Source organism: Kitasatospora sp. NPDC088861, assembly GCF_044750105.1.
In the GTDB taxonomy this organism is placed as follows: domain Bacteria; phylum Actinomycetota; class Actinomycetes; order Streptomycetales; family Streptomycetaceae; genus Kitasatospora.
Genome location: NZ_JBIVJF010000005.1, coordinates 245,161 through 257,134 on the forward strand (window position 1 = coordinate 245,161; position 11,974 = coordinate 257,134).

Below are 11,974 nucleotides of genomic sequence, written 5' to 3' on the forward strand. Positions count from 1 at the left end.
CCAGGGTAGGGCAGGGCCGAACGGCGGACGCCCGACGGCTACCGGCGCGGCGCGGCGACCATGTGGGTGCGGTGGCGGTCGGCCACGGTGGCGAGGGTCTGCGCGCCGGGGGTGGCCCAGATCCGCTCGTTGAAGATCTCGACCTCGATCCAGCCGGTGTAGCCCGCGGCCGTGACCTGGTCGGTGAGGGAACGGAAGTCGATGTGGCCGTCGCCGACGTGGCCGCGCCCGAGCAGGACGTCGGCGGGCAGCGGCAGCGTCCAGTCGCACACCTGGTAGGCGGCGATGCGGCCGTCCCGGCCCGCCCGGTCGAGCTGTTCGGGCAGCGCCGGGTCCCACCAGACGTGGTAGCTGTCGACGACCACGCCGACCTGGGCGGCCGGGTGCGGCGCGGCGAGGTCGAGCGCCTGGCCGAGGGTGGAGACCACGGCGCGGTCGGCGCAGAACATCGGATGCAGCGGTTCGATGGCCAGCCGTACGCCGAACTGTCCTGCGTACGGGGCGAGTTCGGCGAGCAGGTCGGCGATCCGGGCGCGCGCGCCGGGCAGGTCACGGCTGCCCTCGGGCAGGCCTCCGGCGACCAGCACCAGGGTGTCGGTGCCGAGTTCGGCGGCCTCCTCGACGGCCCGCCGGTTGTCGTCGAGCGCGGCGCGGCGGCCCTCCGCTCCGGCGGCGGTGAGGAAGCCGCCCCGGCAGAGGCTGCTGACGGTCAGGCCGCTGTCGCGGACCAGCCGGGCGGCGCGGGCCGTTCCGGTCTCGGCGACCTTGTCCCGCCACAGGCCGATCGCCGGGATGCCCGCCTGCGCGCAGCCCCGGACGGCCTCGGGCAGGGACCAGTGCTTGGTGGTGATCTGGTTGAGCGAGAGCCGTTCCAGTCCGGGGGCGGCGGTGCCCCGTTCGGCGGGGTGAGGTGCGGTCACGCCGACCACCCGGCCAGGGCGAGGTAGCGGCGCATCCGGTCGGCCGCGAGCTCGGGGTCGGGGAGTACCCCGGCGGCGTCGGCGAGTCGGAGCAGTTCGACGAGGTGCGGTACGGACCGGCCGCTCTGGGCGCCGGCCACCATGGTGAAGTGCTCCTGGTGGCCGGCCAGGTAGGCGAGGAAGACCACACCGGTCTTGTACTGGTAGGTCGGCGCCGCGAAGAGGTGCCGGGCCAGCGGAAGCGTCGGGCCGAGCAGCGCGTCGTAGCGGGCGGTGTCGCCGGCGTCGAGGGCGTGCAGGGCTGCCGCGGCGTGGCCGGCGATCGGGTCGAAGACACCGAGCAGGGCGTCGCTGTGGCCGAGTTCGTCGCCCTTGATCAGTTCGGGGTAGTGGAAGTCGTCGCCGGTGTAGAGCCGCACCCCGGCGGGCAGGGCGCGGCGCAGCGCGATCTCCCGGTCGGCGTCCAGCAGCGACACCTTGATGCCGTCGATCCGCCCGGGGTGTTCGCGGATGAGGGTGAGGACGGTGTCGGTGGCCGCGTCGAGGTCGGCGGAGCCCCAGTAGCCGGCCAGTGCCGGGTCGAAGGCGGCGCCGAGCCAGTGCAGGATCACCGGCCGGGCGGACTGCCGGATCAGCCCGTCGTAGACGCGGAGGAAGTCCTCCGGGCCACGGGCGCGGGAGTTGAGGGCCCGGCTGGCCATCAGGACGGGCTGCGCGCCGGCCGCCTCGACCACGGCGAGCTGCGCCTCGTAGGCGTCCGCCACCTCGCTCAGGGCAGCGGCTGTGATGTCGCTCAAGGAGCTTGCCGGGTCGGTGAGTTGGTCGGTGCCGACACCGCAGGCGAGCCGGCCGCCGACGGCGCGGGCCGCCGCGCCGGAGCGGGTGATGAGTTCGCGGGTGGCGGCCCAGTCCAGGCCCATGCCGCGCTGGGCGGTGTCCATGGCGTCGGCGACGCCGAGGCCGAGCGACCAGAGGCGGTGGCGGAAGGCGAGGGTGGCGTCCCAGTCCAGGGCGGCCGGGGCGCCGGCGGCGTTGGCGCCGAGCGGGTCGGCGACGACGTGGGCGGCCGCGAAGGCCGTGCGGGAGGCGGGCGGGTGCGCGGGCAGGTCGAGCGGTGCGGGCTCGCGCAGCCGCAGCCGGCCGTGCCCGGGCAGGTCCAGTTCGGCCATCAGAGCACCAGCTCGGGGACGTCGAGGCGGCGGCCCTCGCGCGCCGAGCGCAGGCCGAGTTCGGCGAGTTGGACGCCCTTGGCGCCCTCCAGGAGGTCCCACGGGTAGGCGGAGCCGGTCGCCACGTGGCGCAGGAACAGCTCCCACTGCACCTTGAAGCCGTTGTCGTACTCCTCGTTCGCGGGCACCGGCTGCCACTGGGCGCGGAAGGGGTCGGTGGCCGGGAGGTCCGGGTTCCAGACCGGCCGGGGGGTGGTGGCCCGGTGCTGGACGCGGCACTCGCGCAGCCCGGCGACGGCGCTGCCCTCGGTGCCGTCGACCTGGAACTCGACCAGTTCGTCCCGGTCGACCCGCACCGCCCAGGAGGAGTTGATCTGCGCGACGACGCCGCCGGCCAGCTCGAAGACGCCGTACGCGGCGTCGTCGGCGGTGGCGGGGTAGGCCCGGCCCTGCTCGTCGACGCGGCGGGGGATGTGGGTGGCGGTGTGCGCGTACACCGTGCGGACGGGCCCGAAGAGGTTGTCCAGCACGTAGCGCCAGTGCGGGAACATGTCGAGGATCACGCCGCCGCCGTCCTCGGCGCGGTAGTTCCAGGACGGGCGCTGGGCGCTCTGCCAGTCGCCCTCGAAGACCCAGTAGCCGAACTCGCCTCGCACGGACAGGATCCGGCCGAAGAACCCGCCGTCGACCAGCCGCTTGAGCTTGCGCAGCCCGGGCAGGAACAGCTTGTCCTGGACGACGCCGTTGCGGACGCCGGCCGCCCGGGCGAGGCGGGCCAGCTCCAGGGCGGCGTCGAGGGATTCGGCGGTCGGCTTCTCGGTGTAGACGTGCTTGCCGGCGCCGATCGCGGCGCGCAGGGCGGCCTCCCGGGCGGGGGTCACCTGGGCGTCGAAGTACACCTCGGTGAGCGGGTGGGCGAGCGCCTCGTCGAGCGAGGTGGTCCAGTGCTCCAGGCCGTGGCGTTCGGCCAGGGCGCGCAGCTTGGCCTCGTTGCGGCCGAGCAGGATGGGTTCGGGCCAGAGCACCCGGCCGTCGTCGAGGTCGAGGCCGCCCTGCTCGCGGATGGCGAGGATCGAGCGGACGAGGTGCTGGCGGTGGCCCATGCGGCCGGTGACGCCGTTCAGGACGACGCCGATCACCTTGCGGTCCACGGGTGTTCTCCTTGCAGCTGGTAACGGGGGGGCGGTCAGGCCGTGCGGTGGATGCCTTCGGGGTGGACGGCGTGGGCGAACGGCAGGCCCCGCGCGTAGCGGGCGAGTTCGTCGGCCGCGGCGGCGGCCATCCGGTGCAGCTCGCCGCCGAGCGAGCCGGCCACGTGCGGGGTGAGCAGGACGTTCGGCAGTTCGTACAGCGGTGAGTCGGCGGGCAGGACCTCGGGGACGGTGACGTCGAGGACGGCGTCCAGGCGGCCGGCGACGAGTTCGTCGGTGAGCGCCTGCTGGTCGACCAGCGAGCCGCGGGAGGTGTTGACCAGGGTGGCGCCGTCGCGCATCAGGGCGAGCCTGCGGCGGTCCACCAGGTGATGGGTCTCCGGCAGTTCGGGGGCGTGCACGGTGACCACGTCGGAGGAGGCGCACAGGTCGTCCAGGCCGACGGCCCGGGCACCGAGCGCGGCGGCCTCGGCGGCCTCCACGTACGGGTCGTACAGCAGCAGGTCGAGGTCGTGCGGGCCGAGCAGTTCGAGCACCCGGCGCCCGATCCGGGAGGCGCCGACGATGCCCACTGTGCGCCGGTAGTTCCCGGCGGCGGCGTAGGCGCCCTGCCAGTCGTGCGGGGCGCGCCGGTGCCGGTAGTCCTCGCGGATCGCGAGCAGCCGCTTGTTGGCGAGCAGCACGGCGGCGACGGTGTACTCGGCGACGGGCAGCGCGTTGGCCCAGGCCGCCGAGGTCACCTGGAGGCCGCGCCGCCAACAGGCCTCGGTGACATGGTGCTTGACCGAGCCGGCGGCGTGGATGACGGCGCGCAGCCGGGGCGCGGCGGCCAGCACGGCCTCGTCCAGCGGCGGGCAGCCCCAGCCGCTGATGATGACCTCGGTGCGGGCCAGCGCGGCGGCGGCCTCGGGGGCGGCGAAGTCGTCCACGACCAGGTCGGGGTCGAGGTCGGCGAGGTCGGTGAGCCGCTGGACGGCGTGCCGGTCGAGCAGCCGGGCGGGCAGGGCGCGGTCCATTGCGAGCAGGGCGCGGGGCCTGCGGGCCGGGGCGGCGGGGGAGCGGATGTCGGCTGTGGTGGTGGTCATTTGACGCTTCCTGCGGTCAGGCCGGCCCGCCAGTGGCGTTGCAGGCCGACGAAGGCGGCCACCAGCGGGAGGACGGCGAGCAGCGAGCCGCTGACGACGAGGGGGTAGTACTCGGGGAAGGCGTGGGTCTGGGCGTTCCAGCTGAACAGGCCGAGGCTGACCGGGAAGAGCCGGTTGTCCGAGAGCATCACCAGGGGGAGGAAGAAGTTGTTCCAGATCGCGGTGAACTGGAAGAGGAACACCGTGACGAAGCCGGGCGTCATCATCCGCAGGCCGATCGACCAGAAGGTGCGCAGTTCACCCGCGCCGTCCATCCGGGCCGCCTCCAGCACCTCCCCGGGGACGTAGCCCGCGCAGAACACCCGGGCGAGGTAGACGCCGAAGGGGTTGACCAGGGAGGGCACGAAGACCGCCCAGAAGGTGTTGACCACGCCGAGGTCCGAGGCGAGCAGGTACATCGGCAGGGCCAGCGTGGTGGTGGGCACCAGCACGCCGAGCAGCACCAGGCCGAACAGCTTCTCCTTGCCGGGGAAGGCGTGGACGTGGAACGCGTACCCGGCGCAGACGCAGACCAGGGCGCAGGCCAGGGCGCCGAGCCCGGCGTACAGCAGGGAGTTGAGGTACCAGCGGAAGTAGATGCCGTCCCCGGTGGTGGCCAGCGCGTGCAGGTTGTCGCCGAGGTGCCAGGTGGCGGGGGAGAGGGCGCGCCCGCCGAGCAGGTCGCCGGTGTTCTTGGCGGCGGCGGTCACCAGCCACAGCAGCGGCAGCAGGGTGTAGGCGGTGGCGAGGACGAGGGCGCCGTTGACGGCGGCCTTGGAGAGCGTCCACGGCCGGCGGGGCGGGTGGCTGCGGGCGGCGGAGCGCTGCCGGGGGCGGCGTCCGGGGGCGAGCGTGGTCATCCGGTGGCCTCCGTCCGCCGGTCCGGGCGCGGGCGGGTGGCCCGGGTGACGAGGAAGGACAGCGCGGCGGCGGCGAGCGCGAGCAGCACCGAGGCGGCGGCGGCCAGGCCGTAGTCGCCCCGGTCGAAGGCGGCGGTGTAGGCGTACATGCTGGGCGTCCAGGTGGAGACGACGCCGGGGGAGGCGCCGTGCAGGATCATCGGTTCGGTGAAGAGCTGGAGCGAGCCGATCAGGGTGAACAGGCCGACCAGCACGATCGAGGCGCGGATGAGCGGGATCTTGACGCTGACGGCGGTCCGCAGCGGTCCGGCGCCGTCGACGACGGCCGCTTCGAGGACTTCGCGCGGGACGGCCTGGAGCGCGGCGTAGAAGATGACCATGTTGTAGCCGGTCCACTCCCAGAGCGCGATGTTGACCACGGCGGGCAGTGGCGCGCCGAACGGGTCGGGGTGGGCGCCGCCGGCGTTCAGCACGTCGATGACCGGGCTGATGCCGGGCGTGTACAGGTAGACCCAGATCAGCGCGGCGATGATGCCGGGCACCGCGTGCGGCAGGAACAGCGCCAGCTGGAAGAACCGGCGGGCGCGGGCCAGCGCCGAGTCCAGCAGCAGCGCGAGGAGCAGTGCCAGCCCCGTCATCAGCGGGATGTAGAGCAGGCAGTACTGCGCGGTGGTCCAGAAGCCCGAGCGGAACGCCTGGTCGCCGAGCGCCCGGGCGTAGTTGCCGAGGCCGGTGAAGACTGTCTCGCCGCCGCCGAAGCCGAGCCCGGACCGGTGCTCGGTGTACAGGCTGAGGTGGACGGCGTAGCCGATCGGAACGAGCGTGCAGGCCGTGAACAGGAGCACGAACGGGGCGAGCAGGACGGCCGGGGCCCCGTACCGCCCGCGCCGGCGGGCGCGGGCGGCGACGGCGGGCCCGGGCCCGGGCCCGGTGCGGGGCGGGTGGGCGGTCACTGCTTGACCTTGAGGCCGCGGTTCTTCAGCTCGGCCTGGGTGGACTGCTGCGCGGCGTCGAGGGCCGCCTGCACGGTGCCGCCCTGGGTGAGCTTGCCGAACGCGTCCTTGAGCGCGTTGTTGGTCGCGTTCATCGTCGGGCCCCACTGCCAGTTCGGCTTGATCGACTTCGCGGCGTCCGTGTAGAGCGCGTACACGTCCTGGCCGCCGTAGAAGTCGGCCTTGAAGGCCTCCTCGGCCACCGGGACGAGGGCGGGCGCGGCCGGGAAGGCGGAGGAGGTGCCGGAGGCGATCCGGGCCTTGATGCCCTCCGGCGTGGTGGTCGCCCAGGTGGCGAACTCGACGGCGGCCCCGGCCTTCTTGCTGTCCTTGGAGACGGCGAAGGTGGTGCCGCCGACCATGCCGCTGGCCGGGGTGCCGTCCCAGCTGGGCACCGGGGCGACGGCCCACGTGCCGGCCGCGTCGGGCAGGGTGCCCTTCAGCACCCCGCCGCCCCAGGAGGCGCCGAGGTAGCCGGCGGTCTCGCCCTTCTGCAGCGAGGCCGTCCACGGCTGGCTGAACGAGGGCTGGACGCGGACCAGGTCCTCGGCGATCAGCTGCTGCCAGTAGTCCGCGGTCGGTTTGGTCCCGGCGCCGTTGAGGTCGACGCTCCAGGCGTCGTCGCGGCCGGTGAACCAGTGGGCGCCGGCCTGCCAGGCCATCGCCTCGAAGGTGGCCGGGTCGTCGGGGAAGAAGGTGGCGATCCGGGTGTCCGGCTGGGCCTGCTTCAGTTTCTGCGCGGCGGTGCGGAATTCGTCCCAGGTCTTCGGCGGGGTGAGGCCGGCCCGGTCGAAGAGGTCCTTGCGGTAGTAGAAGGCCTGCGGCGAGGCGTCCAGGGGCAGCGCCCAGGTGCGGCCGCCGAGGGTGGTCAGGTCCATGGTCTGCGGCAGGTACTTCGCCCTGAGCTCGCCGGGGACGAGCTTGGAGATGTCCTGGACGGCGCCCTGGCTGACGAAGTCCGGCAGTTGGGCGTACTCGACGTTGAACACGTCGGGGGCGTTGCCGGCCTTCACCGCGTTGGAGATCTTGGCGTACCCGCCGGCCGTGCCGGAGGGTATCTCCTCGTAGACCACGTTGACGTCGGGGTGGGAGGCGTTGAAGGCGGCGACGACCTCCTTCGTCCCCTTGGACCAGGCCCAGAAGGTCAGCGTGACCGGCTTGCCGTCGTCGGCCTTCGGGGCCCCGCCGCCGCTGCCGGCGCAGGCGGCGAGGAGGACGGTGGACAGCAGGCCGCCGGCGGCCGCGCGGAGGAGTCTGCGCCGGGGGTGGGGGAGGGGGAGCGGGAGTGAGGGCATGCACGACTCCGGGAGAGGGGGGCGCGGCCGGGGGTCAGGGGGGCTGCCGGTGGCCGCGACCGGGCGGGCAAGTGGTCGCCATCCTGGGCGGGCGATCGATCGAAGTCAAGAGATCTGGATCAAATGATCCATTGCGATCAAAAGCCTTGACGAACGATCAACCGCTTTCTAGATTCCCCGCACGGGGCGCGACTCCCGAGCCCCGGGCCATGGAGGACACCGCCGTGCTGCTGCCCCCGGAAGACCACGCCCTCAGCCCCCGCACCGGCTGGACCAGAGCCCACTGGGAGGCCGCCGCCGACGGGCTGCTCGACGCCGTCCTCCCCTGGGCCGGCCCCGGACACGCGCTGATCGACCTCCCCGGCCCCCGGCCGAGCTGGTCCGGCCGCCGCTCCGACGCCCTCGAAGGCTTCGCCCGCACCTTCCTCCTCGCCGCCCTGCGGATCGCCGGCGCCGGCGGCGCCGACCCCCACGGCCTGCTCGACCGCTACGCCGCCGGACTCGACGCCGGCACCCGCCACCCCACCACCGCTCGCGACCTCACCGACGACGACCCGGCGTCCTGGCCCGTCGTCACCGACCGCGGCCAGGCCATGGTCGAGGCCGCCGCCATCGCGTTCGCCCTGCGGCTGACCCGCCCCTGGCTCTGGGACCGCCTCCCCGCCGACGTCCGGACCAGAACTGCCCGGTGGCTCGCCGAGACCCTCCACCGCACGCCCAACGACAACAACTGGTGGCTCTTCCCGCTCGCCGTCGGCGGCTTCCTCGCCGAGGCCGGCATCGAGGAGCACGCCGCCCGCGCCGCCGTCCGGCGCGGACTGGACCGCGTCGACCGCTTCTACCTCGGCGACGGCTGGTACACCGACGGCCGCCCCCGCGCCTTCGACCACTACAACGGCTGGGCCCTGCACCTCTACCCCGTGCTGCACGCCCACCTCGCCGACGACCGCGCCCTGCTCGCCGAGTACGGCCCCCGGCTCGCCGCCCACCTCGCCGACCACGCCCACCTGTTCGGCGGCGACGGCGCGCCGGTGCACCAGGGCCGCTCGCTGATCTACCGGTTCGCCGCCGCCGCCCCGCTCTGGGCCGGCACGCTCACCGGCCACACCCCGCTCACCCCCGGCACCACCCGCCGACTCGCCTCCGGCGCCCTGCGCCACTTCCTCGACCGCGGCGCCACCGGCCCCGACGGCCTGCTCACCCTCGGCTGGTACGGCCCCCACCCCCCGCTCGTCCAGCCCTACTCCGGCCCCTCCTCGCCCTACTGGGCGGCCTCCGGCTTCCTCGGCCTGCTGCTGCCCGCCGGCCACCCCGCCTGGACCGACCGCGAGGAGCCCGCCCCCGCCGAACGCCGCGACACCGTCCGCGCGCTGCCCGGCCCCGGCTGGCTGGTCCAGTCCACCGCGGCCGACGGCCTGGTCCGCCTCCACAACCACGGCAGCGACGACCAGCCCGCCGACCGCGTCCACCCCGACGACCCGTACTACGCGCGGCTCGCCCACTCCACCGCCACCGGCCCCGTCCACACCGGTCCGGCCGACAACCACCTCGCCCTGCTGGTCGACGGCGAACCCACCGAACGCGGCCCGATCACCCCGCTCGCCACCGGCGACGGCTGGGCGGCCTCCACCCACCGCCCCCGGGCCGGCGGACACCCCCTGCCCGGCGTCACCGTCACCTCGCTGACCCTCGCCCACGGCGCCGACGAGGTCCGCGCCCACCTGGTCGTCGGCGCCCCGCCCGGCACCCCGCTGCGCGAGGGCGGCTGGGCCGTCGCCGGAGACCACCTGCCACCCGCCCGGCCCGGCACCGCCGCTGCCTCTGCCACCGCGACCGCCCACACGCTGGACGGCCGGCTGCTGACCAGCGAACTGCGCGCCCTGCACGGCTACGCCGCCGCCCGCACCAGCCCCGTCCCGGACGGCACGGCCTTCGGGTCGGCCGCCGCCCTGCCGGTCCTGACCGGCGCCACCGGCGGGGCCGTCCACCTGCTGGTGTGCGCAGCCCGCCTCACCGCAGCCCGCCTCACCGCCGCCGCAGGCGAGCTCCCGCCGCTAGGTGGCCCGACGGCGGACGTGGCGGCCGCTCCCGACGAGGCCTACCGGCTGCGGGTGCGGTGGGCCGACGGCACCGTCCACGAGGCGGAGCTGTCGCCGGGAGCGGCCTTCGCCCGCCGACTTCCGCCCGGCGACCGAACCTGAGGAGCACCCGTGCCGCTCGCCCTGTCCACCCTCGGCCTGCCCGATCTGCCGCTCGCCGCCGCCGCGCGCCTGGCCGCCGACCACGGCTGGCACGGGCTGGAACTGCGCTGCGCCCCGGGCCAGCCGGTCCACCCCGGCCTGACCGCCGACGGGCGGCGCGCCGCGGTGCGCGCACTGGCGTCCACCGGGACGGTTCCGCTCGCGCTGGCCTCCTACCTCGGCATCGCCGCCCCGGGCGCGGACGCCCCGCTTCTCGCCGACCTCGGCGGTCACCTGGAACTCGCCGCCGACCTGGGTTGCCCGGCCGTCCGGGTCTTCCCGCGCGGCGGTGCCGCGCCCGGCCCGGCGGCGGCCGACGAACGGGCTGATGAGCGTGCCGCCCGGCGGCTGGCCGCCGTCGCCGGCCGCGCGGCCGAGCTCGGCGTCCGGGTCCTGGTCGAGACGCACGACTCGCACCCGACCGGCCGCGACCTCGCCCGGCTGCTCGCCCCCGTCGACCACCCGGCCGTCGGCGCCCTGTGGGACCTCCAGCACACCGTCCTCGGCGGGGAGCCGCCGCAGGCCACCCACCGGGCGCTAGCCGGCCGGCTGGGCCACGTCCAGGTCAAGGACGTCGCCTCGGCCGTCGACCGCACGCCGCTGCCGCTCGGCGCCGGCACCCTGCCGATCGCCGCCTGCCTCGCCCTGCTGCCGGCCGACGCCTGGGTCTGCTGGGAGTACGAGGCGCCGTGGTACCCCGAGGCCGCCCCGCTGGCTCCGCTGCTCGGCGCGGCCGCCGCCTGGCTGGCGGGACTGCGGCGGTAGCGCTCCCCGGCCCGGCCCGTGGGCGGACCGCCCTGCGAAGGTGGCAGCTGGACGGGCCCCCGGCCGGGGGCTGGGGGTTCAGCCGCCGCAGGAGGTGCGGATGCGCAGGGCCGGGAGCAGGGAGATCCGGTGCACCGGCAGATCGGGCCCGGCGGTGAGACGGCGCAGCAGGAGGCCGACGGCGGTCTCGCCGACCGCGCGGGTCGGCGGGGTGACGGCGGTCAGCGGCGGGGCCGCCAGGGCGGCGAACACGTCGTCGTAGGCGATCAGCGCGAGGTCGGCGGGCACCGCGAGGCCGCGGGCGCGGAGCAGCGGGAGCAGCTGGATCGCGTCCTGGTCGTTGTGGATGAGGGCGGCGCGGACGCCGTCGGACACGGCGTCGGCGATCAGCCCGGCGAGCCGGTCGGAGTCGGCGGGGCGGCCGTCGTCACCGAGGGTGTCCAGGACGGGCAGGGCGGCCAGTCCGAGCAACCTGGTGCCGTACTGGTAGCCGGCCCGGACCTCCCGGGCCGTCCAGGAGTCGCCGCGGGCCGCGAGCAGGACCCGGTCGTGGCCGAGGTCGGCGAAGTGGCGCAGCGCGAGGAGGACGCCCTGCCGGTGGTCCGAGCCGACGGAGTCCAGGCCGGCGCCGGGGCCCCCGTACTCGGGGGCGCCGCGTTCGACCAGGACGGCGGGCACCGGCAGGTCGTCCAGCCAGTCGTGGGCCTGCGCGGGCCGGCCCGGCAGGAGGTTGGGCGCGAGCAGCAGCCCGTCGAGGCCGGACTCCAGCAGCCGTTCGGCCTGCGTGCGGTCGTCGCGGGCCTCGTACGGGGCGATGCCGAGGACCAGCCGGGCGCCCGCCGCCGTCGCGGCGGCCCGGGCTCCGTTGATCAGCTCGTCGAAGTACGACCCGACGGAGGGCACGAGCAGCCCGAGGGCGCGGGTCCCGCCCTCGCCGTCCGTCGGCTTCTCCGGTGTGCGCCGTACGACGAATCCGTGTGAGCGCCCCACCCGGCCGGCCTCGGCCAGCGCGGCGACGTCCCGCCGCACGGTCACCGCCGGAATGGCGAGCCGCGCCGCCAGGTCGGCGAGCCGCAGGGGCCCGCTCGCCTCGCCGACGGCCTTGAGGATCAGGTCCCGACGTTCCTCGGCCGAGATGGTCATCGCCTGTCCCCCGTACTGCTCCGAACCGCCGCTGGTTGATCGGACCATATCTTTCGATCGACTTCCGATCAAGTATGACCGTGATGCCGCACCCGGTACCGCACCGGCCTGCCCGCGCGTCCACGGCGACGGCCCGCCCGGCCTGACCTCAGGCGCAGTCCTTCCGCCCGCCCTTCGCACTCGCGGGGAATCCGCCGCGCCCGTGCATGATCGGATTCCAGCCGCGCACTGGCGGAAAGCCACCTTGCCCACCCGTCACGTCGAGTGAGAGCGTCGACACGTTAAGTGTTGATCACCGGCCGTCGCGTTCCCGGC

10 protein-coding genes are annotated in these 11,974 nt (G+C 75.2%); 2 read left to right on the forward strand and 8 right to left on the reverse strand.

Annotation, left to right across the window (positions count from 1 at the left end; genetic code table 11):
* Positions 1-38: 38 nt before the first annotated feature.
* The 7 genes from ACIP37_RS12300 to ACIP37_RS12330 form a co-directional block, all read right to left on the reverse strand.
* Positions 39-920 carry a sugar phosphate isomerase/epimerase family protein gene (locus ACIP37_RS12300; RefSeq protein WP_363630497.1) on the reverse strand — a complete coding sequence of 294 codons (882 nt, stop codon included), beginning with the start codon at positions 918-920 and terminating at the stop codon, positions 39-41.
* Positions 917-2,089 (reverse strand): dihydrodipicolinate synthase family protein, encoded by a 1,173-nt coding sequence (locus ACIP37_RS12305; protein ID WP_363586473.1) that lies wholly within the window; start codon positions 2,087-2,089, stop codon positions 917-919. Before ACIP37_RS12305 ends, ACIP37_RS12300 begins: the two co-directional genes overlap by 4 nt.
* Positions 2,089-3,192, reverse strand: coding sequence for a Gfo/Idh/MocA family protein (locus tag ACIP37_RS12310; protein WP_400806159.1), 1,104 nt, complete (start codon positions 3,190-3,192; stop codon positions 2,089-2,091). The genes ACIP37_RS12305 and ACIP37_RS12310 overlap by 1 nt, the downstream gene beginning before the upstream one ends.
* 83 nt (positions 3,193-3,275) lie before the next feature.
* Positions 3,276-4,325: a hydroxyacid dehydrogenase gene (locus ACIP37_RS12315; RefSeq protein ID WP_400805931.1), complete on the reverse strand. Its 1,050-nt coding sequence runs from the start codon at positions 4,323-4,325 to the stop codon at positions 3,276-3,278.
* Positions 4,322-5,224: a carbohydrate ABC transporter permease gene (locus tag ACIP37_RS12320; protein ID WP_363586471.1), complete on the reverse strand. Its 903-nt coding sequence runs from the start codon at positions 5,222-5,224 to the stop codon at positions 4,322-4,324. The genes ACIP37_RS12315 and ACIP37_RS12320 overlap by 4 nt, the downstream gene beginning before the upstream one ends.
* The gene (locus ACIP37_RS12325) at positions 5,221-6,177 is read right to left on the reverse strand and encodes a carbohydrate ABC transporter permease (RefSeq protein WP_400805926.1); all 957 of its coding nucleotides are present in this window, start codon (positions 6,175-6,177) and stop codon (positions 5,221-5,223) included. Before ACIP37_RS12325 ends, ACIP37_RS12320 begins: the two co-directional genes overlap by 4 nt.
* Positions 6,174-7,511, reverse strand: coding sequence for a sugar ABC transporter substrate-binding protein (locus ACIP37_RS12330; protein WP_363630501.1), 1,338 nt, complete (start codon positions 7,509-7,511; stop codon positions 6,174-6,176). Before ACIP37_RS12330 ends, ACIP37_RS12325 begins: the two co-directional genes overlap by 4 nt.
* A gap of 209 nt (positions 7,512-7,720) precedes the next feature.
* Between ACIP37_RS12330 and ACIP37_RS12335 the strand changes: the two genes are divergently transcribed.
* Positions 7,721-9,712: a DUF2264 domain-containing protein gene (locus ACIP37_RS12335; protein ID WP_363630503.1), complete on the forward strand. Its 1,992-nt coding sequence runs from the start codon at positions 7,721-7,723 to the stop codon at positions 9,710-9,712.
* Positions 9,713-9,721: 9 nt separating this feature from the next.
* A complete protein-coding gene (locus tag ACIP37_RS12340) occupies positions 9,722-10,516 on the forward strand; it encodes a TIM barrel protein (RefSeq protein WP_363630504.1) in 795 nt (264 codons plus the stop codon).
* Positions 10,517-10,594: 78 nt separating this feature from the next.
* Here the strand turns inward: ACIP37_RS12340 and ACIP37_RS12345 are convergent, their stop codons facing one another.
* The gene (locus ACIP37_RS12345) at positions 10,595-11,659 is read right to left on the reverse strand and encodes a substrate-binding domain-containing protein (protein WP_400805921.1); all 1,065 of its coding nucleotides are present in this window, start codon (positions 11,657-11,659) and stop codon (positions 10,595-10,597) included.
* Positions 11,660-11,974 lie beyond the last annotated feature (315 nt).